Source organism: Priestia veravalensis (assembly GCF_001457055.1).
Classification (GTDB): domain Bacteria; phylum Bacillota; class Bacilli; order Bacillales; family Bacillaceae_H; genus Priestia; species Priestia flexa.
Map to the genome: position 1 here is coordinate 1 of NZ_KQ758628.1, position 24,072 is coordinate 24,072.

The window sequence follows — 24,072 nt, forward strand, 5'->3', positions numbered from 1 at the left end:
AATTTCTTTGGCAAGTTGACGTTCGGAACGAACGCCATAAAAGTAACCAATAAACATCATTTTGAATAGCGTAATGGGATGAATGGAAGGACGTCCATTGTCTTCACAATAATAAGGAAGAAGCTTTTCTTCAATAAAGCTAAAATCAATTGTCGCTTCAATTGTACGCAAAAAGTGATTGGCAGGAACTAAATCTTCTACAGAAACCGTCACTTGTTCATCTCGATGATTTTTAAGTGCACCCATCATGTTTCATCAACTCCAGTCTTTTTTTATCAGTGTTACCACTGATAAAAAAAGACAGACATAAAAAAGCTGTTGAGAACAAAGTTTCTCAACAGCCTGAAAATAACCCTGCAATTTGCAGGGTTATTTTTTTATTTATTTAGCTGTGTGTTTGCTTTGGTAGTTTTTTTACCAAAAAACCACCAGTTTGCATTGCCTAATAACTTCATAAGAGAAGGGACAAGCAGCATCCGAACAACCGTAGCATCAATAAAGATAGCAAGCGCGATACCAACGCCCATTTGTTTGACAGGTGTAATGCCAGTAAACGCAAATGCACCTGTAATCACAATCATAATGAGAGCGGCACTTGTAATAATTTTACTAGTTGAAGCTAACCCTTCAACAGTTGCTAAGTTATTATCGCCTGTTTGTTCATACACTTCATGAATGCGTGAAATTAAGAATACCTCATAATCCATACTTAATCCAAATACTAGTCCAAACACAAATACGGGAAGGACTAAGGCAATATTAGACTCTGTTAAGCCAAAATGTCCCCCTTGGAAAAGCCAAACAAGCAATCCGAAAGTAGCTGTTAAGCTTAAAATGTTCATAATAATTGCTTTCAGTGGAATTAAGACAGAACGAAAGGCAATCATAAGGATTAAATAAGTAGATACCAGAACTAACAATAAGCCGTAAGGAGCTTTTTCATATATTTCATCAAAAATTTCTTGCTCAAACTTTGGATATCCTCCTACATACAGTTCAAGATCACCTGGTGTTTTAGCAGCCCACGTCTTTACAAATTCTTTTGCTTCGTTGGAACTTTGTTTTGTATCCAATGTTACTTTTACAAGCATATAATCATTATTTACAAATGACTCAACCGCTGGCTTAGTTTGAGTCTCTAACTGTTGGTTGTTCAATAGTTGGCTAAGTTCTTTCCCTGAATCTACTTTTAATGCAGTAGGTAAAGAGTCAACCTTACTGACCAAATTATCATCTTCTATTTGATGAATAAACGGTACGGCATCATTTAGAGAACCTTGTGCTAACATATCACCATTGCTTTTTAACACAAAGAAGACATCGGTGGTTGTTTCGTCCGTAAAACGCTCATTGTAAACTTCTAAAGCCTTTTTTGAATCATAGTTATCTGGCAGGGCTTCAGAAGATGGGATTTCCAGCTGCATATCTTTAATAGGAAGAAGTGCTGTTAACAAAATAACAAGGGAGACGAGTGTCATAATGACCGGTCGTTTCATTACAAAATGAGCAAAAGAACGCCATTTTGATTGACCCGATTTATCATTTGTGCGCAGGATACGCAAGCGATTTACTTTTTCGCCAAGCATTGCTAAAATAGCTGGCAGTAATGTAACCGCTGATAAGACAGCTACAAATACAACCGCCATGCCTCCTAACGCTACGTTTTGGAAAATGTCTACTTGTATGAATAACATTCCAGCAAGCCCAATAAATACGCAAAGTCCGGAGAAAATGACCGAGCGCCCAGCAGTTTGAATGGTCTTTTTCACAGCGTTTTCTACGCTGTTATGTACGAGCTCTTCTTTAAAACGATTAATAAATAGAAGGGCAAAATCAATACTTAAAGCTAATCCAATCATCGGTACAACATTTAAGATAAAGATTGACAATGGTGTCACATGATGAAAGAAATAGACAATTCCCATTGTTGTAATAACCGTCACGATACCAATAATTAAAGGAATGCCAGCTGCAATAACGCCACCAAAAGCAAGTAATAAAACAATGAGTGCTACAGGGATTCCAATTGCTTCAGCTTTTGCTAAATCTTTTTGGCTAGCTGTATTCATATCCTGAACAATAACAGGTTCGCCTGTTAGCTTCACTCTAATTTCATCATTTTCAATTGGAATATCTTGAAGCTCATTAATTTCATTATCTAAATCGACAGCTGCTTTGTTGAAGTGAATAATGCCATACGCAAAGTTGCCATCAATTGTACTACTATCTAGAGAAGGAGCGTCAATCTTTAACACATAGTCCTTTGTATTAATTTTCTCTAAGTAATTGCTTGCGCTCTTAATAAGCTCTTCATATGAGACGTCATCTTTCTTTTCAAACAAAACAATCGCTTGAGATTCGCTGACGTCAAATTCATCAACAAGAAGCTGTTGGGTTTGTTTAAATTCACCCTCCATCTCAAAGCCGTTACCTCCCAAAACAGATGGGAGTTTCAGAGCAAAATAACCAAATGTAACAATCAAAACAAGCCACATAGCTAGAAAAAGTTTACGATATCGATATAAAATTGTAGATAGCTTTTCCATAATAACCTCCGTTTCTATATAACTACTAGCCTATTTTATAACAAACAATGATACAAATAGAAGTTATTTGGCACTTTTAGTAGCAAATTAATTGCTGGTTGTAAGAAATAAAAACTTGTTTATTTTTTTCATAAAAAAGGAACACTACACTATACAATTATTTGGGTAGGTGTTTTGATGAATCTAGAAAAATCCTCCGTTTGTCAAACGGAATACGGCATTTTAAAAGAAGTAATTGTTTGTCCTCCTACATATATGGAAATTAAAGAAATAATTAATGAAACACAAAAGCATTATGCTGGAGAAAATATTGATGAAACCAAAGCTAGTAAGCAGCATAAAACATTTGTAGAGTACCTTCGTACACAAGGAATTAACGTCATTGAGCTAAAAGCAGACAAAAGGTTTCCAGAACAAGTGTTTACACGAGACATTGGATATGTACTTGGCCACGCGGTTCTTGTTTCCAAAATGGGAAGCGATATTCGTGAAGGTGAAGAAGCTTATTTGACAGAATGGTTGAACAATCATAACCTATCTTATTATCAAGTAAAGGGTGACTCAATTGAAGGCGGCGATGTAATTATCGATGGAAAAGACATTTACATTGGCGTGAGTGGGAGAACGACCACGGAGGCTATTAAGCAGGTCCAAGAACAACTTCCGCATATGAATGTTATACCCATTCCTATTAAAGACGGTTATTTGCACTTGGATTGCGTTTTCAATATTATTTCTAAAACAGAAGCGTTAATTTATCCCGAGGCTCTTGATAAAAGGGAAATAGCATTATTAAAAGAACGATTTGACTTAATTGAAGTAACCGAAAAAGAGCAGTTTACATTGGGGACGAACGTATTTTCAATTGGGAATAAAACGCTTATTAGTTTACCTGTAAATAATCAAGTAAATGAAACCCTTCGTATGAGAGGGTTTGAAGTGGTTGAAATTGATATTTCTGAGATTATTAAATCAGGAGGATCGTTTCGATGTTGTACGCTACCTCTTCAAAGAGAAGAATAGAAAAAGGATTAAAGAAGAGGAAAATCGGGAATTAAAGAGTTGAGTAAGTGAAGGAATGGGGGATTCAATGAAAGGAATCGTAGGTTTTGTAAAAAAACTAATAACTGAAATTAAAGAAGATAATGCAACTGGGCTTGCGGCAGAACAAGCGTATTATTACATGCTTTCGCTGTTTCCGATGCTAATTTTACTGTTATCCATCATACCTTATTTATCCCTTGATGCAAACGATGCGATAAAGGTGTTAGAAAGTGCTATGCCAGCTGAAACAGCAGATATATTTAAAGAAAATGTTGTTCAGTTTATTAATAACCCAAATGGTGGCTTATTAACAATCGGTATTTTAGGAACAATTTGGTCAGCATCAAATGGAATGAACGCATTTATGCGAGCGATGAATGAAGCGTATAATGTAAAAGAAACTCGCTCGTTTATAAAAGTGCGTGGCTTATCGATACTGCTAACAATTGGATTGATTTTAACACTTGTAATTGCACTTATTTTACCTGTATTTGGCGGTGTTATTTTAAAAGCTTTAGTAAGCTGGGGGCTGCCAACTAGCTTTGGGACATTTTTAAGCGTTTTAAGATGGATTGTAGCGATCACAATTATGATTGCTGTGTTATCTATGTTATACCGATTAGCGCCGAATAAAAAGTTTCCTTTTGCACACGTATGGCCTGGTGCTGTGGCAGCAACGCTTCTGTGGCAGCTCACGTCTCTTGGCTTTTCATTTTATGTCAGTAATTTTGGTAACTATTCAGCTACTTATGGAAGCTTAGGAGGCGTCATTGTGCTAATGCTATGGTTATTCTTAACGGGATTAATTCTGGTAATTGGCGGTGAGATTAACGCTATATATCATCAAGATCGAACGATTTCTCCTGTTACAAAAAATGACGAAATAACGGTTAATTAGGAAAAGGGTTTGGGACATAACAAAATGATGGCTTCTAAAAGACGAACACTAGCTGTTCCCATCTCTTTAGTTTGTCTGAACACGTTCGTTCCATTGCGCTACGGTCACTCGCTTTCCGCGGGGAGGAACCTGAGCTTCCTCGCTGCGCTGCGGGATCTCCGTTTTCCCTCTCTTTCCCGCAGGAGTCGAGTGTCCTACGCTCCATTCCACCCTGTTTCCAAACTAGTTTTTCCCAATCAACCAAAAAACCTGAACGATTAAAAGTTATGAACTCTCAATCGTTCAGGTATAGTAGAGGCTGAACTACTTATGTCTCAGTCTCTTTTTAACTACTTTTTTACACGTATCGATTGTATATAAGAATGCTGCTTGTTTATAAGCAATATCATTTATTATGACAGCCTGAGTTTCTGATAACTGATTTGATTGGTATTGTATAGAAGAGATGCCCTGTTGAATCGTTTCATTTGCTGTCGTCATTTGATCCATAGTTGGCGTAATTTCTTTTTTAAAGGAAATTACGCGATAAATGAAAAAGCAAGCAGAGACAATTATAAGTGCAAGGCTTAAGTAAATAATAATCAAAATTTTCAACTCCTTAAGTAACAGTTGTTTTATGAATAAAATACCCTCATTTTTTGTTTTTAAACGAGGAGTATATATCATGCTTAATCTCAGTGTAAAGCTATGAATATTGCTTTTTGTTTGGAATTATTTTCTTGTTTCTGTTGATTCAAAAATGAATAAAATGGTACAATAGACTTATAAAATATGATAGAACGTTGTTTAAACAGGTTTTATTGATAATAAATAAGGTGATTTCTTGAACGACAGACAGCATGTAGGAAAACTTATTCAAAATCTAAGAAATATAGCCAAGTTATCTCAAGAAGAACTTTCTGACGGGATATGTTCCAAAGAAGAACTTGATTTGTATGAAACAGGAGCAAAAGCAATTCAGGGTGACATTTTATATAAAATATCAAAGCGTCTAGGCGTATCTATGAATTATTTTTTTGAAGTAGGAGAGTTAACTCCTAATGACTATTCCAAAGAAATTAAAGAGACCATTCGCTATTATATTCGCAAGAGAAATTATGAAATGGTGTTGCATGTAGTAAACAAAGAAAAGGAAAACCCGATGTTTCAAGATCCGTTTCATGCTCAGTTCTTTTTATGGCACGAAGCGATTTGTGATTATTATATTCATCACTCTTTTCCAACAGCTCTAGAAAAATTAGAGCGAGCTATTTCGTTTACTCGCACAAGTGAACATTTTTATTCTGAAAAAGAAATTGCAATCTTGAACAGCATTGCCATCATTTATGAGGAAGAAGGAGATTTGAAAAAAGCATTTAGTGCGTATATGGAAGCTCTACAACATATTACGCTTCTTCCTAAATTAAAAGATCCGTTTGTAAAAATTCGCATTCTCTATGGACTTTCAAAAGCGCTGTGTGAGATGGAGCGTTATGAAAAGTCAATTAAGTACGGAAGACTTGGTCTAGAGCTCTGTGTAAAGCATGAAACTCTATATTTATTGGGAGAGCTACATTATCAGGTAGGTGAGTCCTTATATAAAATTGGCAAAAGTGAAGAAGGGCTATCCTGTCTCCAAAAATCGATTCACATATTTGAAATTGAAGAAAACGAACGATTTGTTTCGTTAGTAGAGCAAGAAATACAGCTTTTACAAGCAGATTTTAAATAGCTATAAATGAAAAAGAGGACCTAAAATAAAACATTAGGTTCTCTTTTTTATCTGCATAATGAAAAATAAGTAAAAATAACTAGTTGATGGAAGGCAATCTAACCAGATAGATTTTAAGTTGTTGTTTTTTAAATATAGTTATTTAAGAGTTTTTTTATTCTTTTTGGAATATAAAACCCCAATAGACCATAAAATTTTTTGGTTTGTCGAAGAAGCTAATATTTTCGTAGGATTTTAGATTTTTCTGTAGTTTGTCAGAGAGTATGACAGAGTTAAGGGTATATGGATAGGTTTTCTAACAAAAAATCCGAAAAATAAAATGGTTTAAAATACCTATCATTTCCCCTTTTATTTCCAAAATGTAGGTATGTTAACGACATGTAAAAGATTATTTACGAACAAGTCAAAAAATTTACAACTTATTTAAAATCTTTTCTGCTATACTATTTTTGAACAGTCTACTAATCTACTTGAAAGGTGAATGATACATGAAAAAGGGTAAACACAACAAAGCGAAAAAAATATTATCAACCTCTTTGGCGTTATCGTTATTATCAATGCCTCTTGTAACAACAACTGTATCTGCTTCTAGTACTCATGAGAACCACCAGAATTTATCTGAAAAAAAAGAGAAGCGTCCAGGAAAGAAAGATTCAATTGTCAAAATGCGCTTAATGGAAACAACTGATATTCATACGAATCTATTAAACTATGATTATTACAAAGATGCTCCTTATGAAAAAGTAGGATTAGTGAAGACGGCTTCACTTGTTAAGCAAGCGCGCAGCGAAGTGAAAAACAGTTTATTAGTTGATAATGGTGATTTAATTCAAGGGACACCGTTAGGTACATATAAAGCGACGGTAAAACCACTTAAAAAAGGTGAAGTTCATCCTGTCTTTAAAGCAATGAACGAAATGGACTATGATGTTGCGACTCTAGGAAATCATGAATTTAACTACGGCTTAGATTATTTGGAAGAAGCTTATAATGACGCTGACTTTCCTTATATTAACGCCAACGTATATATTGACGATCACGATAACAATCCTAAAAATGATAAAAATAAATTTACTCCTTACAAAATTGTGAATAAAAAAGTTGTGGATGAGAACGGAAAGAAGCACGTTATTAAAGTAGGTTTTATCGGCTTTGTCCCTCCACAAATTAATGAGTGGGATAAAGCAAAGCTAGATGGTAAAGTCATTACGAAAGATATTGTAGACACAGCGAACAAGTTTGTACCAGAAATGAAGAAAAAGGGAGCGGATGTTGTCATTGCCCTTGCTCATTCTGGATTTAGCAGCAACAAAGATAACTCCGAAGATACGATTTATGCCCTAAGTGAAGTAAAAGGCATCGATGCGATTACGTTCTCTCATACGCATAAAGTGTTCCCGGCAAAAACAGAAGCAGCGCTTGATGGTCTATTCTTAGACGTAAATAAAAAGCCGCTTCCAGGCGTAGATAATGCAAAAGGAACAATTAACGGTGTGCCAGCTGTACAAGCAGGGTACGGCGGAGGTTCTCTCGGCTTAATTGACCTGTCTTTAGAAAAGAAAAAGGGCAAGTGGTCTGTTATAAACTCACAGTCTTCAACAAGAGAGATTTATAAAGATGTAAAAGATCCACAAACAGGAAAAACAGTAACGCAAAGCACGGTGGAATCTGATAAAAAGATTTTAAAAGCGATTCAAAAAGATCATATGAACACAGTGAACTACGTAAATACGCCAATCGGTAAAACAACGGATGATATTCACAGCTACTTTGCGCTGGTTCAAGATGACCCATCTATTCAAGTTGTAACAAATGCTCAAAAGTGGTACGCAGAAAAATATATTGCGGACAATAAGCCGGAATACAAAGACCTTCCAATTCTATCAGTTGGTGCTCCGTTTAAAGCGGGTCGAAATGGCGTAAATGAATTTACAGAGATTAAAAAAGGCGACTTAACTATTCGCAGTGCGGGCGATTTGTATTTGTATGACAACACGTTGAAAGCAGTCAAAGTAAAAGGTTCAGTTGTGAAAGAATGGATTGAAATGTCAGCTGGAAAGTTTAATCAAATTACGCCAGGGAAATCGGAAGAGCAAGAACTTTTAAATCCTTCCTTCCCTGTATACAACTTCGACGTAATTGATGGGGTTCAGTATCAAATTGATGTAACAAAGCCAGCTAAATACGATGGGAATGGTAATGTTATTAACGCAAATTCAAGCCGTGTTACGAACTTAACCTATGATGGCAAGCCAATCGATTTAAACCAAGAGTTTATCGTTGTAACGAACAACTACCGTGCAAGTGGAGGAGGAAACTTCCCAGGTCTTAAAGGTAGCGAGCTAGTGGTAGATTCAGCGGATGAAAATCGTCAAATCTTAATGGATTATATTACAGAACAAAAAGAAATTACGCCAACTGCTGACAACAATTGGTCTATCGCACCGATTAAAGGAGAAGCAAATGTTACCTTTACATCATCTCCAAAAGGAGAAAGCTATGTAAAAGAAGGTAGCAACATTTCTTACACAAATAAAACAAATGACCAAGGGTTTGGAATCTTTAAACTGAACTTAAGCGGTGGAACTTCAACAGATCCGGTTAAGGTTCAGCTATTAGGCATGAACGATCTTCACGGTCAGTTAGATACGGATACAAAATTAACCCTAAATGGACAAAGTGTTCTTGCTGGTAGCATGGAGTACACGGCAGCGGCAATGAAACAGCGTGAAAAAGAAAATGAAAACACGCTTTTAGTTCATTCAGGAGATATGATTGGTGGAAGCCCACTTATTTCAGCTTTATTCCAAGATGAGCCAACGGTTGAAGTAATGGAAGTGATGGGCTTTGATGTAGGTACGCTTGGTAACCATGAGTTTGATGAAGGGATTTCTGAGCTACACCGCATGATCAAAGGTGGAGATCATCCAAAAGGCAATCCAGGATACGATGGTATGAATTTTCCTGTTGTGGCAGCTAACGCATATGATACGTCAACAAATAAACTAATTACCGATCCGTATGCAGTTAAAGAAGTAGGTGGCCAAAAGATTGGCTTTATCGGAGTTGTGACGCAAGAAACTCCTTCAATGATTGTTCAAAAAGGAAACGAAACGTTAAAAATTACTGATGAAGCAGAGGCGATTAACAAGTATACAAAAGAGCTCAAAGACCAAGGTGTGAAAGCAATCGTTGTGCTAGCTCATAACCCTTCTGTACAAAATGGAAGAACAGATGCTTTTGATGCTGCTGATATTGCAGAAAAGGTAGATGACGAAGTAGACGTAATTTTTGCTGCTCATAACCATGCAAAAGTCAATCAAGTCGTTGACAATAAATTAATCGTTCAAGCGTATTCATACGGCTCTGCGTTTTCGGATGTAGACATTGAAATCGACCCTGCAACAGGGGACATTAGTAAGAAACAAGCAGAAGTTGTGACTGTATACCAAAAGGACTATACACCAGACCCTGCGGTTTCCGCTATCTTAAACAAGTATGAAGAAAAAACGGCTCCAATCAAAGCAGAAGTAGTGGGTGAATCACTTACTACTTTACCTAAAGGATACCCTACAAATGGTGAAGTGGGAGACGTTGCTTTAGGAAATCTTTTAGCTGATGGAATGAAGTACGCAATGAATTCTGACTTTGCTTTAATGAACGGTGGCGGTTTACGTGCTCAGCTTGATGCGGGTGAAGTAACGTTTGGTGATTTATTCTCCATTCAACCGTTTGGAAATGTCTTAAACAAAGTGACCCTTTCAGGAGCTGATCTTGAAACGGTATTAAACAACCAGATTGCAGCTTCTGGACTTGATTTTCACGTTGCAGGTTTCCATTACACATGGGACCCAGCTACGCTAAAAGTCGTTGATTTAACTTTACCTGATGGAACGCCTTTAGATCCATCTAGAGAGTATACGGTTGTTGTCAATAACTATATGTATGGCAATACAAAATATGGAATCGGCGAACTATCGAAAGATATGGAAGTTGGTCCTGAAGATTTAGAAGCTACGATTGCTTATGTAAAGACGCTTCAGCAACCATTTGATTACAAGGTAGAAGGTCGCATTCAGCAAGCAGTTGTGGGTGCGAACAGTCAGCCAACGGAATTAAAGAAAGCTCAATAATAACATGTTTTATGTAAAAGAGACTGAGACATAAGTAGTTCAGTCCTTACTATACCTGAACGATTGAGAGTTCATAACTTTTAATCGTTCAGGTTTTTTGGTTGATTGTGAAAACAAAACAATGTTGGAAACAAGGTGGAATGGAGTGTAGGACACGCGACTCCTGCGGGAAAGAGAGGGAAAACGGAGATCCCGTAGCGCAATGGAACGAATGTGTTGAGACAAACCAAAGAGATGGGAACAGCTAGTGTTCGTCTTTTAGAAGCAATCATTTTGTTATGTCCCAAACTCTTTTGTTATATAGGCAAATCTGTTCTCTACGTTTCGTGAATATGCCATAATGATAGGTACTGATGAATAAGTTAAAGGAGAACAACTGATAAAATGAAATTAGTATCATGGAATGTAAACGGGTTACGAGCATGTGTGAAAAAAGGCTTTATGGACTATTTTCACGAAGTGGACGCAGATCTATTTTGTATTCAAGAAACAAAGCTTCAAGAAGGCCAAATAGATTTAGTAACAGAAGGATATCATCAATATTGGAACTATGCTGAAAAAAAAGGGTATTCTGGAACGGCCATTTTTACAAAGAAAAAGCCTTTAGGCGTCACGTATGGCATACGTGATTTTGAAGATTTAGAGGGAAGAGTCATTACGCTTGAATTTGAAGAGCTGTTTGTAGTCACAATGTACACGCCAAATGCGAAAAGAGACTTAACTCGACTTGCTTATCGACTGGAGTGGGAAGACGCAGTCAGAAGCTATTTAATAGAGCTAAACCAGCAGAAGCCGGTTGTTTTTTGCGGTGACTTAAATGTTGCTCACACACCACTAGACCTACGAAATGCCAAGAGCAACAAAGGAAATTCAGGTTTTACAACAGAAGAACGAGAAAAAATGACGCAACTGTTAGCGGAAGGATTTGTTGATGCGTTTCGTTATCTTCACCCAAACCAAGAAGGTATGTATACATGGTGGTCGTATATGAGTACGGTGAGAGAGCGAAACATTGGATGGCGCATTGATTATTTTTTAATTTCAGAGCAGCTGAAAAGTCGATTAAAGCGTGCGGATATTCACTCAAACATTTTGGGAAGTGATCATTGTCCCGTTGCAATTGAACTTATTTAAGGAGGAATAAGAATGAAAACCTATCGAAATCGAACGGATGTACCAGTTCAAGAAACTTGGAATTTAGCTGACATTTATCCAAATATAGAGGAATGGCATGTACAGTATGCACTTATTGAAGAAAAGGTGGCTGAATTAAATAGCTTTAACGGAAACATTTCAAGTGCTGAAGAGTTGTATCAATTTTTAAACTTAAAGGAAGAAATGACCTATGAATATAGCAAACTATATGTATATGCGTTTTTACAACATGACTTAGATACACGAGTTTCAGCTTCTCAGGCACTTTTAGATAAAGCTAGCCACTTAGGTCAAAAAATAAGCAGCGCCACTTCATTTTTTATGCCATTTTTATTATCACTAGATGAATCTACGCTTAAATCATACATAAACGAAGTAAAAGAATTAGCTTATTTTGAGGATTCGTTATTTGAGTCGTATCGGTATAAAAAGCACGTGTTAAGCAAGGAACAAGAAGAAATTTTATCGAAAATGGGGGATGCGCTAGGTTCTCCTCGTCAGACATTTGGGATGATTAATAATGCGGACATTCGTTTTGGTGAAGTAACGACTGATTCTGGTGAAAAGGTGACATTAACAAGAGGGATGTATAGCAAGTTAATTGAGGATAAAAACCGAGAGAAGCGAAAAGAAGCATTCCAAGCTTACTACAAGCCGTACATGCATTTGCAACATACAATTGCTTCAACGTTAAGCTCAGCGATTAAAAATACAAAAACAACGTCTGAAATTAGGCAGTATCCATCTACTTTAGAAAGAGCGCTATTTTCAGATAATGTTCCAAAAGAGGTATATGAGAATTTAATCCAAACAACAAAAGCACATATTCAGCCGTTGTATGATTATATGGACATTCGAAAAAAAGAGCTTGGGTTATCAGAGCTTCGTCAATATGATTTAAGTGTCCCGTTAGTGAAAAATCATAAGCTAACGATTCCCTATGATAAAGCATATGAAACAATGTTGGAGAGCTTGTATCCACTCGGTGAAGAATATGTCAATACGTTAAAGAGCTTTAAAGAAAAGCGATATATTGATGTAAGAGAAACACCAGGGAAACGCTCAGGAGCATATAACTTAGGTTTATACGGCGTTCATCCATTCGTTTTATTGAATCATCAAGATGATTTATCAAGCTTGTTTACTCTTACTCATGAAATGGGCCATGCGATGCATAGCTATTATTCAAACCAGTATCAGCCTCAAATTAAAGCTGGGTATTCAATCTTTGTAGCGGAAGTGGCATCGACGGTCAATGAAGTTCTTTTAATTCGTTATTTAATTGAGCGGGCTAAAACAGAAGAAGAGAAAAAGTACTTATTAAATCACTTTATTGATCAGTTTAAAGGAACCTTCTTCACGCAGGTGATGTTTGCCGAGTTTGAACAAATTACGCATGAAAAAGCACAGAAACAAGAGGCGTTAAATGCTGAGGTATTTAATGAAGTGTATGCCGATTTAATGAAGCAATATTATGGACCAAGTCTTGTAGCAGATGAAGAAACCAAATATGGATGGGCTAGAATCCCTCACTTTTACCGTCCATTTTATGTCTATAAGTATGCGACAGGCTTTGTGTCAGCCATTGATATTGCTGATCGACTTATTAAAAAGGAAAAAGGAACAAAAGAAGCGTATTTACAATTTTTGCGAAGCGGGAGCTCGGATTATCCGCTTGAACTATTAAAAGCTACCAACGTTGATCTCTTAAAACCAGATGCTATTGCTAATGCGATGTCCGTCTTTGCAGAGTTAGTTAAGCAGTTAACGAAATAATTGATAAAAAGAGGCTGGGACCTAAGTAATTCAGCCAATGATAAACCTGAACGGTTGAGAGTTCCTCACTTTTAATCGTTCAGTTTTTTTCTTGATTGTGAAAACAATGTTGGAAACAGGGTGGAATGGAGCGTAGGACACTCGACTCCCGCGGGAAAGAGAGGGCAAACTGAGTTCCGCAGCGCAGCTCAGGTTCCTCCCCGCGGAAAGCGAGTGGCCGTAGAGCAGTGGAACGAACTTGTTCAGGTAACTAAAGAGGTGAGAAAAGGGAGTGTTGATATTTTTGAAAATTTGTTTTGTTATGTCCCATCCTCTTTCTCTTTATTTGAAAAACTTTCGAATGTCGAAAAAAATAGGTGAAAAGGGTAGTGCATGTAGTGAGAAAGTGTGTTAAGATACGATTTGGTTGAAAAAGGATATCGGTAAAGAGGGTGAGGGTATGACCGCTGTTGAGGTCAAAAAGGGCTCTGGAGAAAAGCTAAATCTATTCTTTTTAACATGGCCTATTTTTTTAGAAGTTTTTCTTTTTATGCTGATGGGAATTGCCGATACGTTTATGCTAAGCGCGCTTTCCGATGACGCGGTATCAGGAGTAGGAGCAGCAAACCAATACCTACATATTGCGATTTTAATCTTAGAAGTAATTGGGAACGGTGCGGCGATTGTGGTTGCTCAGTACATCGGTTCAAAGCGCTACATGGAAGCCGCTAGAATATCAGCTTTGGCAGTTACTATGAATTTAATTGTTGGCATAGTCATTAGCGTGTTCTTTTTATTGTTTGCACGCAGCATGATGGCTGCTATGAACTTGCAAGGCGAAGTTTTGGCTTACGCGCAAAGTTATTTAGCGATTGTTGGTGGTGCTATTTTTTTACAAGCGATTATTAACTCGTTAGCTGCTATCATCCGTGTTCATGGCTTTACAAAACAAGCTATGTTTGTATCTCTTGGTATGAATTTATTCCATATTGTTGGAAACTATCTATTAATCTTTGGGAAGTTTGGTTTTCCAGAAATGGGTGTTCAGGGGGCTGCTATCTCAACAGTTGTCAGCCGCTTGCTTGCATTGATGGTTTTCTTCTGGTTGCTATATCAAGTGATGGAATACAAAGTTAAGGTTCAGTACTATTTATCGTTATCAAAAGAATATATGGGGAAAATCTTAAAGATTGGCCTTCCATCAGCATTTGAGCAAGTCATGTATCAAGGTTGTCAAATTGTCTTTTTATATTATGCAACGTATCTTGGCTCAGAATCGTTAGCAGCTAGGCAGTACGCTACCAATATTTCAATGTTTATTTACTTGTTTGCCATCGCTATTGGAATTGGAACATCCATTATTGTAGGCCGATTAGTAGGTGGGAACGAAAAAGATGAAGCCTATACGCGCGTTTGGCACAGTGTAAAGTGGGCTGTAGGGGTTACGCTTGGAATGGTAGTGCTTGTTATTTCGTTTCGAACAAAACTAATGAGTTTATTTACAGATAATGAACAAATCATTACGCTAGGTGCTACGGTTTTAGTGCTAAGTATTGTGCTAGAAACAGGGCGAACAATGAATATTGTCCTAATTAATTCTCTGCGCGCAGCTGGTGATGCTAAATATCCATTATTTATTGGCTTGTTTTCAATGGTGCTCATGAGCTTACCGCTTGGCTATTTCTTTGTGTTCCATTTAGATATGGGGCTTGCGGGCATTTGGTTAGCAATTGCTGCAGATGAGTGGACGCGAGCCGTTATTATGTTCTTTCGCTGGAAAAGCAGAGCATGGGAAAATCATGCGCTTGTTAATCATGAAAAAACAGAACCTGTGCAAGCTTAGAAGAGGCTGGGACATAAGTAATTCAGCCAATGATAAACCTGAACGATTGAGAGTTTCTCACTTTTAATCGTTCAGGTTTTTTGGTTGATTGTGAAAACTGAGATCCCGCAGCGCAGCGAGGAAGCTCAGGTTCCTCCCCGCGGAAAGCGAGTGGCCGTAGCGCAATGGAACGAACGTGTTCAGACAAACCAAAAAGATTGGAACAGCTATTGTTCGTCTCTTAGAAGCAATCATTTTGTTATGTCCCAAACTCTTTTTCGTGTGGAGAAAAGTTATACATAAGTAAAAACGTTAATATGATAGTGTCATAGAGCTTGACCACAATAAGGAAGTAGGTGGAGGCATGGGAGCGTTTTTAACAGATCTTTTAGAGCTGCTGACAAGCTTTGGGTACATTGGCATTGCATTGGGGTTGATGGTTGAAATAATTCCGAGTGAGATTGTACTAGCATACGGTGGCTACATGGTAACGAAAGGAATTATTACGTTTTGGGGAGCAGTTATCGCTGGAATAATTGGTGGAACGATTGCTCAATGGTTTTTATATTGGATCGGAGCTTACGGTGGACGTCCATTCTTACAAAAGTATGGAAAGTATTTATTTATTCGTGAAAAACACCTAGATGTTTCAGAAAAATGGTTTAAGGAATATGGAACAGGAATTGTATTTACCGCTCGATTTGTACCGGTGGTTAGGCATGCTATTTCTATTCCAGCTGGCATTGCAAAAATGTCGTTTTGGAAATTCACGTTCTTAACCATTTTAGCAATGGTTCCTTGGTCCATACTATTTGTCTATTTAGGGATTCAGCTAAAAGAAAACTGGATTAATATTGAGGAAATTGCGACTAGCTATACCATTCCTTTTATTGTCTTTGCATTTGTGGGCGTCGTTTTGTATTTTGTGTTTAAAAAGCCTGCTTCTTCTCAAAAGTGAGAATCCAATTAGTTGTTCTTATGTATAAGGTAGTGCTATGATGCTTATACGTAAGGAGTGATACAATGATAAATGAAGTATGGCTAAACGACACAAAGCTTATAGTTCGACATTTTGAAGAAAAGCAAGAACAAGAAAAGCGCTACATTACGTTTGAATTTGACGTGACAAGCGAAGCATATCATGATGTTACCACCTTGTTATATAAAAATAAGTTTCATGTTCGTATTCCGGCAAAGAATGAGTCTTTTTTTGCTGTCATTCAAACATACTTTACATCCGTTACAAACTTATATCAGGAAAATCAAATAGGAACGTTTACCTTAACTCTTGTTGAGGAGCAACCTAAATGAAACTTAGCATACTTGATCAATCACCAATAAGAATGGGTCAAGAACCTCAACAAGCATTAGTTGAGTCTGTTGAGCTTGCAAAACTAGCAGATAAACTGGGATACACGCGCTATTGGATGTCTGAGCACCATGATTTAAAGGGATTAGCAAGCTCCGCACCAGAAGTCATGCTTAGCTATATTGGTGCACAAACGAAGAAAATTCGGCTTGGTCCTGGAGCCGTTTTATTACCTTATTACAAGCCTTATAAAGTAGCGGAAGTGTACAATACACTTGCAGCGCTACTTCCTGATCGCGTTGATATTGGGCTAGGTAGAGCACCAGGAGGCGGAACAGACGTCATGACAACTCTTTCGGATAACTTTCTGCAGCAAGCATTTAAGATGCCTGCTTTAGTAGAGGAGTTGCTTCATTTTCTAAACTATAAAAAAAGTGCTGTTACTGGCCTGAAGGCTGCTCCATTGCCCGCGGTTTCTCCAGTACCGTGGATTCTTGGAACAAGCAAAAAAAGCGCTTTACTAGCTGCTAAGTACGGCTTGCCGTATGCATTTGGACAATTTATGAGTAACAAAGACCTAGAAGAGATTTTGCACGAGTATCGTACAAGCTTTCAATCTCATCGAGGACAGCAACATCCAGAAGCTTTATTAACGGTATCGGTTATTTGTGCAGAAACAGATGAAAAAGCAAAAGAACTTGCTCACAGTGCGTTAGCATGGAGTATTCAAAGTGAAAGAGGAGACGGCAAAGTAGGTCTCCTTCCAGTTGATGAAGCAAAGAAATATATTGACGAATTGCCAGATGATCAGGTTAAAGCTGATATTGAAAAGAAAATGCTGATTGGTTCACCAACGACAATCAAACATAAGCTTAAATCTATGCAGGACGCTTATCAAGTGGATGAGTTTATGCTCGTTTCGTTCATTCCATCGTTTGAAGAGCGCCTTCAATCCTACGAACTTTTAGCACATGAAATATTTACTGAAGAGAGGCTGGGACATAAGTAATTCAGCCAATGATAAACCTGAACGATTGAGAGTTTCTCACTTTTAATCGTTCAGGTTTTTTGTTGATTGTGAAAACAATGTTGGAAACAGGGTGGAATGGAGCGTAGGACACTCGACTCCTGCGGGAAAGAGAGGGAAAACGGAGATCCCGCAGCGCAGCGAGGAAGCTCAGGTTCCTCCCCGCGGAAAGCGAGTGGCCGTAGCGCAATGGAACGAACGTGTTCAGACAAACCAAAAAGATTGGAACAGCTATTGTTCGTCTCTTAGAAGCAATCATTTTGTTATGTCCCAAACTCTTTTTGTGACAAAAATTAGCTGTGTGTTTAAAGTGATGGATTACTATTGAATTTTTATAACTTTTATTGTATAAATATTTATATCGGTATTTATTTATTCAAACTTAATGAAAGTAAAATAGATAAATCTAGTGGAAAGAAAGGAAGGGACAGAATAATGGGTTACATAACAACAGAGCAGTTACCTGCGTTTCATCAATTTGCATATCTTCATGAAGAGAGTGGCTTAAAGAAAAGTAAAAAAGCAAGCTATACGAAAGAGCAGCTTTATGAAGCGGTATGCAATAGCTTTTATACGTTTTCTATTTATGATAATCATCAGTTAATTGCGTTCGGCCGAATGATTTCAGATGGTATTTACCAAGCTTTAATTTGTGATGTGATGGTAGCTCCAACTTATCAAAAAAAAGGGCTAGGAAAGCAAGTTATTGAAGGAATCGTCAATAAATGTAACGAACGAGGAATTGAGTCCATTCAACTTTTTGCTGTAAAAGGAAAACAGCAGTTTTATAAGAAGCTCGGGTTTCAAGAGCGGGATTCAGAAGCACCTGGCATGTCGTTAGTACAATAATAAAAAGGTAGGCGAAAGCCTACCTTTTTATTATTGTACAGCATCAAATTTATTTACTTTCCATGTAGCTCCTGATTTATAGAATGTGACCGTGCGTTTTACAGTGCCACCTTCTACGTCGGGAACAGTGAATTCGTAAGAGCGTACATCAGAACGTTGATATGTTAATTTAACTTTGGCTTTATTCCACTCTAACATGTTTCCACCATCTCCAACTGGACGAGCTAGCTTGCCGTTATGTGTGATAAAGCCGTATTTTGTTAGTCCTGCATTAATTGCGCTATTTGTATAAACTCCACTTAAGTACGAAGTAACTTTTTGTTTTGTATCAAATTCGCTGCAAACATAAGAATAATAAGTGCCTTTATAAGTAAATGCTTTTTGTGTACACGCTTTTTGTTTGTAACCGTGTAATGTATTCCAATAGCGAGTGTTTGCGTCCGCCGCAATTTTAATAGCTTGGTTATTTGATAGGGTTGCTGACGTTGTTGCGGCCGTAGCACCTGCAGTCATTGTAAAGAAAAGAGCCATTGTCATTAGAACTAGTTTAAATTTTTTCATTGTGATTCTCCCTCCTAAATGAATCATCTTTTATGTAACATTCATGTTGCTTTTGTTACAATTATGTTACATTTATATTACAACAGAATTCAGAAAAAGAAAAGGGGTTTTCCGAATTTATGTTTATTTTTCCCTTTAAATTTTAAAACAAACCTGAAGTTATGAAATGACTGCGACATATTTTGAATGTAGTTTGTTAAATGATATGGCTGTGGTAAGATAGGTATGTCTAGATTACACTGAAGGAGAGAACATAATGGGTTATTTGTTTGCAACAACTATCTTTTTAATTATTGCTGTTGTTGTTGGGTTTCTAGTAACGGTTGTGAGTATTGCAAGACGAAATAAAAATGAAGGATCTAAATAAAAGCAAAAGTCATTTTGAAGTGACTTTTGTTTTTTTATGTACATATAAAAATACGACTCTCTTGCCTCACACCCCTTTGTAAAAAAAGAACTAGTTTTGTCACCTTTATGTCGTTTTATCGGAATTTCAAAGAGAAGTGTTTACTGAACCGTAGTATAAAGGTAAGCACTTATTTATGAACATTGGTTATAAGTAAGGCTAGAAATCATAAATTATAAATTAAGAAGAGGAAAAGCAGTGTTTTTGTATAATTTGTTATAAAGTAAGAGTTTGCTAGGAGTTCTAACATAAAAGGGGATTTGCATCGTTGCTTATGTCATAATAATGAATATTCATTTTTCGACATCAAGTATTTTCCACATTATTCATTTAAGAAGAAACGAAGGAGTGGTTGCTTTGCAAAGACAAAAATTAGTAGTAAACGGTGAACGGTTAAAACAAGAGCTTGAAGCATTTGCTGACTATGGAAAAACAATTAATAACGGTGTTACAAGGCTATCTCTATCTAAGGAAGATCGACTGGTACGCGATTATTTCTGCGAATGCTGCGAGCAGCTAGGCATGACAGTTAAAATTGATGATATGGGATGTATCTATGCAACTTTACCGGGAGTTGAAGATAAGCCACCTATTGTCATGGGTTCTCATCTCGATACGGTAAAAAAAGGTGGTCGCTTCGATGGCGTACTAGGAGTTGTGGCAGGGTTAGAGCTTGTAAGAACTCTTGTAGAGAACAACATTAAGCCGAAAGTTCCCATTATGATTGTGAACTTTACAAACGAGGAAGGAGCTAGATTTGAACCTTCAATGATGGCTTCAGGAGTGTTGTCTGGGAAATTTGATAAGCAGACAATGTTAAAGAAACAAGATGTGGAAGGCACAACTTTTGAGCAAGCTTTAGCAGCAAGTGGTTATGAGGGAGATATTACAAACCGCTTAACAGAAGCTGCTGCATTTTTGGAGCTACATATTGAACAAGGCCCTGTATTGGAAAGTGAAAATCTATCAATTGGAGTAGTGGAGTGTGTGCTTGGGATGGTTTGCTATGAAATTGAAATTACAGGTGAATCCGATCACGCAGGCACCACACCAATGAAGATGAGAAAAGATGCCCTGTTCGCTACTAATACAATTATCCAAAAAGCGCGTGAAAAACTGAGCGCAATTGATGAAGAACTAGTTTTTACGATGGGGCGCATGAACGTCTTGCCAAATATTCATACCGTCATCCCAAATCAAGTTATTTTTACCATTGAAGCTAGACACAAGGATATGAATGTTATTGCAGAAGTAGAAGAAATAATTAAAAACCTATCCTCTTTAGCAGCAGCGGAAGGCTGTGCGATGAAAGCAACGAAACAATGGGGACGAGATACCGTATGGTTTAATGAAAGAGTGTGTGGAGTTATTGAGAAAGCAACGCAAAACCTCACGTATTCTTATAAGCGAATGGTAAGCGGAGCGGGTCACGATGCGCAGTTTATTGCTAGTTATGTACCGACGGCGATGATTTTTGTACCAAGCTTGAATGGTAAAAGTCATTGCGAGGAGGAATTTACTGAGTGGAAGCAGTGTGAACAAGGCGTAAATGTATTATTAGAAGCGGTGATGCAGCTGCTTGAATAGAAAAAAGAGACTGAGATATAAGTAGTTCAGCCTCTACTATACCTGAACGATTGAGAGTTCATAACTTTTAATCGTTCAGTTTTTTTGGTTGATTGTGAAAACAGTGTTGGAAACAGGGTGGAACGAACGTGTTCAGACAAACTAAAAAGATGGGAACAGCTAGTGTTCGTCTTTTAGAAGCAATCATTTTGTTATGTCCCACACTCTTTTTTTAATGAAGACTGTTCAACATTTAGCTCAATTAAATTCCCATCAGGGTCTGCACAAAAGATTTGGGCAAAGCCGCTTTTACTCTTTCGTTTTTCAAGGGTCTCAATTCCTTTAGAGGTTAAATGACGGAGCGTCTCTTCAAAGTCAGCTACACGAAGAGCAAAGTGACCTTCACGACTGCTTAGTTCCGTTGTTCCACGAAGGGTTTGAGCAGTAGGAAAAACGATTAAGTGGATTTGTTGATTCCCAACTCCGTACCAAGCTCCTTCGAAATCAAAATCTGGACGCTTAATTTCTTGTAATCCTAAAACATCTCCATAAAAATGTTTGGCTTTTTCAATATTTGTTACGGCTATGCTTACGTGATGTAAGGCTTCGTATGTAATCATGATAAATTCCTCATTTCTCAAGAGTTATTATGTAAAACGATATCATAAAAACAAATAGATGACCACAAGTACGAATGTATACTGAGTATAAACTAGTGCACAATGAAAAGGTACAAAAAAGGGAGTGTATAAAATGGATATGGAAATGCAAGGTAGCTCATCTACTGAACGGTTTATTCCAGTAACATCTGTAGCTAATGATAAAGGAGTAGAGGTAGCTCTTGATATTTATAGTTATACCATTCAGATTGTAAACATTTGCTTTTTAGGTAATCCCCAACATGAGAATGAATTTGTGTTAGTGAATGCAGGAATGCCAGAGTCGGCTCCAATGATTTTAAAGGAAATTGAAGACCGATTCGGTGTGGGTGCTCAGCCTAAAGCAATCGTTTCGACCCATGCTCATTTTGATCATATTGGTTCTATTATTGACCTAGTTGATAAGTGGAACGTTCCTGTCTATGCTCATGAGTTGGAAATGCCTTATTTGACAAGTCAAAAAAATTATTCACTACCGGATAGTATAGTAGAGGGGGGGCTTGTAGCAAAATTATCCCCTCTATTTCCTACTGAAGCCATTGGTTTATGGGGAGCTTTTTATCATTGTTTTATGTCCCAGAAGGCAAGAACGGTTCCCCATATGAAAATAACGAAATAAAATAAGCGCTGTAATAAACCGACAGGCATTGGAAAAAAGAAAACAAACATTATAAGTAATAGAATCATAAATAGAATGGTTAAACAAATAAGCGTCCATTTGCGTCCTGTAGGTAAAAGCTTCGCGTATATCCAAAGTCCGGCTAAAGTAGTGATCATCCCCACCTGAGCAACAATGGAGTGCCAAAATAGATTTATATCAGCTGGTATGAATCCAGAAACGATATTTCCTAATGCCAATAGTAAAAGAAAGATCGTTGCTAGATGTCTCACTTTTGTTTTTGCAAGGTTTTGTGCTAAATACAAAATCCCAATAGCGAGAGTTAAACCGTTTATAATAAACAAGACGTTCATCCAAAGATGAAAAGGAGAACAGATCGTGTAAGGTGCCAGTGAATACGTATATTCACCACATGAAGTAACACCAAGATCACTCATAGCTTGGTATAAAAAGCTATAGGGAACAAGAGAAGTATAAATAAAGAATGGTTCAATCAAAAAATAGCAGCAAGTAGCAAACCAGCTCAAAACGCCAATTTTTTTTGGTATATACAGTGTAATCACCCTTTTTAAAGTGTTATACAGCTATTATATATCCAAAAAATGCTAATTAGAATAGAGCTATAAGGGGAGTTTATTGTAAGGCTTAGGTCTGATAAATAAAGTTCTTCAAACGTACTCTTTTATTGTTTTGTTTCTGTACGAAAAGCTTGTAGGGTTGTTTGTAAGGAAGCATAGGAACCAATGGCGCCATATCCATAAAACCATCCCATAAAAAGGCCAGCGATTAAATCCTTTGGGTGGCTGATAAAGATAGAAACTGTTAACCCTATTAATAAAGCGATTGTTGGTACATATTTCTTATTGATTTTGAAGAAGATTTTTAAAAGTTGGGTTATAATCATCACGCATGGAACAGCGATTATTGCATCCCAAAAGTTTGTGTGAATTGTTGGAAAGACCATGTAATCCCACCTTCAAATGAAAGGAATAAAAATAACTCTATAGTAATAAAATTAGAGTCTCCAATTTGTGCCTTTTTATTTAGAAAAGCCACCAGGAATTTCTGGTAGCTTCTTGTGTTAGCTCCTATAGGATTGAAAGTGTTCAATTGTTTTGAGCAAGTGCGTATGAATGTCGCTAGAAGGTTTCCATCCAAGGGTTTGAAGTGCTTTTTGATTGTTTAATTGACTGTGTAAAATCTCTCCGCTTTGTCCAGGTAGATAATTAGGAGTAGCAGATGAAGAAATCTCCGCAGCTAACAGTTTAAACAGTTCATTAATGCTAATTTGATGATTGCAGCTAATATTAATAATTTCATTCTCACCACTTTTAATAGCAAGAACATTTGCTTTCGCTACATCTTCAACAAACACAAAGTCTCTAGTTTGATTACCGGTCCCAAAAATAGAAGGGGTTTTACCATTTAGTAATTGGTTAATAAAAATGCTGATAACGCCACCTTCTCCGTCTGATTTTTGACGTGGCCCAAATACGTTAGCATAGCGGAAAATTGTAAAAGAGAGGCCGTGTAGCCGTTGAAATAATTGAATGTAAGACTCCGATACAAGTTTTGAAGTTCCGTAAAAGGAAAGAGGAGATGTGGGTGTTTCTTCATCAATCACTGTGTCGGCATCACCGTATACAGCGCTAGAAGAAGAAAAAATAAATTTTTTGACCGCATGTTTTTTACACATATCTAGCAAGTTAATAGTTCCCAAGATATTAGTTGCTGCATCTTCAACGGGGGCTTTTAAAGAAGTCGAAACATTGACTTGTGCCGCTAAGTGGATAACAACTTCTGGTTTTTCAATTTTAAATACCTGCTCAATCTCTTTTGACAAAATTGACATGTTGTAGAAAGAAACGTCATCAGCAAGGTTGCTTCTAATCCCGCTTGATAGATTATCAAGGACAACAGGAGTATACCCATTTTCTAATAAACATTCAACAACATGAGAGCCAATAAAGCCTGTTCCGCCTGTCACTAGTACCTTCATAATTTATCACAAT

General features: G+C 37.2%; 26 protein-coding genes. 17 read left to right on the plus strand and 9 right to left on the minus strand.

The window, feature by feature from the left end; genetic code table 11:
- Both AS180_RS01980 and AS180_RS01985 read right to left on the minus strand, forming a co-directional pair.
- A partial coding sequence (locus AS180_RS01980; protein WP_139109137.1) for a transposase occupies positions 1-249 on the minus strand: 249 nt, incomplete at its 3' end.
- Between the two features lie 128 nt (positions 250-377).
- Positions 378-2,546: an MMPL family transporter gene (locus tag AS180_RS01985; RefSeq protein WP_025909555.1), complete on the minus strand. Its 2,169-nt coding sequence runs from the start codon at positions 2,544-2,546 to the stop codon at positions 378-380.
- A 177-nt stretch (positions 2,547-2,723) separates the two neighbouring features.
- On the opposite strand from AS180_RS01985, the gene AS180_RS01990 reads away from it, so the two are divergent.
- Together AS180_RS01990 and AS180_RS01995 are read left to right on the plus strand one after the other, a co-directional pair.
- On the plus strand, positions 2,724-3,569 hold the full coding sequence (locus AS180_RS01990) for a dimethylarginine dimethylaminohydrolase family protein (RefSeq protein ID WP_035320542.1): 846 nt from the start codon (positions 2,724-2,726) through the stop codon (positions 3,567-3,569).
- A gap of 67 nt (positions 3,570-3,636) precedes the next feature.
- On the plus strand, positions 3,637-4,488 hold the full coding sequence (locus AS180_RS01995; RefSeq protein ID WP_025909557.1) for a YihY/virulence factor BrkB family protein: 852 nt from the start codon (positions 3,637-3,639) through the stop codon (positions 4,486-4,488).
- 66 nt (positions 4,489-4,554) lie between these two features.
- Here the strand turns inward: AS180_RS01995 and AS180_RS22085 are convergent, their stop codons facing one another.
- Together AS180_RS22085 and AS180_RS02000 are read right to left on the minus strand one after the other, a co-directional pair.
- Positions 4,555-4,698 (minus strand): hypothetical protein, encoded by a 144-nt coding sequence (locus tag AS180_RS22085; RefSeq protein ID WP_156413421.1) that lies wholly within the window; start codon positions 4,696-4,698, stop codon positions 4,555-4,557.
- Positions 4,699-4,791: 93 nt separating this feature from the next.
- Positions 4,792-5,073 (minus strand): hypothetical protein, encoded by a 282-nt coding sequence (locus AS180_RS02000; protein ID WP_062686287.1) that lies wholly within the window; start codon positions 5,071-5,073, stop codon positions 4,792-4,794.
- 238 nt (positions 5,074-5,311) lie between these two features.
- Here AS180_RS02000 and AS180_RS02005 point away from each other — a divergent pair, with 238 nt between their 5' ends.
- The 13 genes from AS180_RS02005 (at position 5,312) to AS180_RS02050 (ending at position 18,249) form a co-directional block, all read left to right on the plus strand.
- On the plus strand, positions 5,312-6,199 hold the full coding sequence (locus AS180_RS02005; protein WP_025909559.1) for a helix-turn-helix domain-containing protein: 888 nt from the start codon (positions 5,312-5,314) through the stop codon (positions 6,197-6,199).
- A gap of 488 nt (positions 6,200-6,687) precedes the next feature.
- Positions 6,688-10,332, plus strand: coding sequence for a bifunctional 2',3'-cyclic-nucleotide 2'-phosphodiesterase/3'-nucleotidase (locus tag AS180_RS02010; protein ID WP_062686290.1), 3,645 nt, complete (start codon positions 6,688-6,690; stop codon positions 10,330-10,332).
- A 107-nt stretch (positions 10,333-10,439) separates the two neighbouring features.
- Positions 10,440-10,580 carry a hypothetical protein gene (locus AS180_RS23410; protein WP_156413422.1) on the plus strand — a complete coding sequence of 47 codons (141 nt, stop codon included), beginning with the start codon at positions 10,440-10,442 and terminating at the stop codon, positions 10,578-10,580.
- Positions 10,581-10,716: 136 nt separating this feature from the next.
- Positions 10,717-11,466 carry an exodeoxyribonuclease III gene (locus AS180_RS02015; protein WP_025909561.1) on the plus strand — a complete coding sequence of 250 codons (750 nt, stop codon included), beginning with the start codon at positions 10,717-10,719 and terminating at the stop codon, positions 11,464-11,466.
- A 12-nt stretch (positions 11,467-11,478) separates the two neighbouring features.
- On the plus strand, positions 11,479-13,263 hold the full coding sequence (gene pepF / locus AS180_RS02020) for an oligoendopeptidase F (protein ID WP_025909562.1): 1,785 nt from the start codon (positions 11,479-11,481) through the stop codon (positions 13,261-13,263).
- A 120-nt stretch (positions 13,264-13,383) separates the two neighbouring features.
- Positions 13,384-13,623: a hypothetical protein gene (locus AS180_RS02025; protein ID WP_025909563.1), complete on the plus strand. Its 240-nt coding sequence runs from the start codon at positions 13,384-13,386 to the stop codon at positions 13,621-13,623.
- A 79-nt stretch (positions 13,624-13,702) separates the two neighbouring features.
- Positions 13,703-15,085, plus strand: coding sequence for an MATE family efflux transporter (locus AS180_RS02030; RefSeq protein WP_025909564.1), 1,383 nt, complete (start codon positions 13,703-13,705; stop codon positions 15,083-15,085).
- A gap of 90 nt (positions 15,086-15,175) precedes the next feature.
- Positions 15,176-15,367 carry a hypothetical protein gene (locus tag AS180_RS22095; RefSeq protein WP_156413423.1) on the plus strand — a complete coding sequence of 64 codons (192 nt, stop codon included), beginning with the start codon at positions 15,176-15,178 and terminating at the stop codon, positions 15,365-15,367.
- Positions 15,368-15,428: 61 nt separating this feature from the next.
- Positions 15,429-16,022, plus strand: coding sequence for an undecaprenyl phosphate transporter UptA (locus tag AS180_RS02035; protein ID WP_025909565.1), 594 nt, complete (start codon positions 15,429-15,431; stop codon positions 16,020-16,022).
- 65 nt (positions 16,023-16,087) lie between these two features.
- On the plus strand, positions 16,088-16,375 hold the full coding sequence (locus tag AS180_RS02040) for a DUF3219 family protein (protein ID WP_025909566.1): 288 nt from the start codon (positions 16,088-16,090) through the stop codon (positions 16,373-16,375).
- On the plus strand, positions 16,372-17,382 hold the full coding sequence (locus tag AS180_RS02045; RefSeq protein ID WP_025909567.1) for an LLM class flavin-dependent oxidoreductase: 1,011 nt from the start codon (positions 16,372-16,374) through the stop codon (positions 17,380-17,382). Before AS180_RS02040 ends, AS180_RS02045 begins: the two co-directional genes overlap by 4 nt.
- Positions 17,383-17,473: 91 nt before the next feature.
- A complete protein-coding gene (locus AS180_RS22100; protein ID WP_100347710.1) occupies positions 17,474-17,728 on the plus strand; it encodes a hypothetical protein in 255 nt (84 codons plus the stop codon).
- A gap of 107 nt (positions 17,729-17,835) precedes the next feature.
- Positions 17,836-18,249 carry a GNAT family N-acetyltransferase gene (locus AS180_RS02050; RefSeq protein ID WP_025908057.1) on the plus strand — a complete coding sequence of 138 codons (414 nt, stop codon included), beginning with the start codon at positions 17,836-17,838 and terminating at the stop codon, positions 18,247-18,249.
- A 30-nt stretch (positions 18,250-18,279) separates the two neighbouring features.
- On the opposite strand, the gene AS180_RS02055 is transcribed toward AS180_RS02050, so the two are convergent.
- The gene (locus tag AS180_RS02055) at positions 18,280-18,810 is read right to left on the minus strand and encodes an IseA DL-endopeptidase inhibitor family protein (RefSeq protein ID WP_025908056.1); all 531 of its coding nucleotides are present in this window, start codon (positions 18,808-18,810) and stop codon (positions 18,280-18,282) included.
- A 763-nt stretch (positions 18,811-19,573) separates the two neighbouring features.
- On the opposite strand from AS180_RS02055, the gene AS180_RS02060 reads away from it, so the two are divergent.
- Positions 19,574-20,803, plus strand: coding sequence for a Zn-dependent hydrolase (locus tag AS180_RS02060; protein ID WP_025908055.1), 1,230 nt, complete (start codon positions 19,574-19,576; stop codon positions 20,801-20,803).
- Between the two features lie 191 nt (positions 20,804-20,994).
- Here the strand turns inward: AS180_RS02060 and AS180_RS02065 are convergent, their stop codons facing one another.
- Complete coding sequence (locus AS180_RS02065) at positions 20,995-21,402, minus strand: VOC family protein (protein WP_025908054.1); 408 nt, start codon at positions 21,400-21,402, stop codon at positions 20,995-20,997.
- 133 nt (positions 21,403-21,535) lie between these two features.
- On the opposite strand from AS180_RS02065, the gene AS180_RS02070 reads away from it, so the two are divergent.
- The gene (locus tag AS180_RS02070; protein ID WP_025908053.1) at positions 21,536-22,060 is read left to right on the plus strand and encodes an MBL fold metallo-hydrolase; all 525 of its coding nucleotides are present in this window, start codon (positions 21,536-21,538) and stop codon (positions 22,058-22,060) included.
- Here the strand turns inward: AS180_RS02070 and AS180_RS21380 are convergent.
- The 3 genes from AS180_RS21380 to AS180_RS02080 all read right to left on the minus strand — a co-directional run bounded on the left by AS180_RS21380 (position 22,003) and on the right by AS180_RS02080 (position 24,059).
- Entirely contained in the window at positions 22,003-22,614 is a 612-nt protein-coding gene (locus tag AS180_RS21380) for a DUF998 domain-containing protein (RefSeq protein ID WP_174521183.1), read from the minus strand. The genes AS180_RS02070 and AS180_RS21380 overlap by 58 nt on opposite strands.
- A gap of 128 nt (positions 22,615-22,742) precedes the next feature.
- A complete protein-coding gene (locus tag AS180_RS02075; protein ID WP_025908051.1) occupies positions 22,743-23,024 on the minus strand; it encodes a hypothetical protein in 282 nt (93 codons plus the stop codon).
- A 117-nt stretch (positions 23,025-23,141) separates the two neighbouring features.
- Positions 23,142-24,059, minus strand: a complete 918-nt coding sequence (locus tag AS180_RS02080) for an NAD-dependent epimerase/dehydratase family protein (RefSeq protein ID WP_061785429.1) — start codon at positions 24,057-24,059, stop codon at positions 23,142-23,144.
- Positions 24,060-24,072 lie beyond the last annotated feature (13 nt).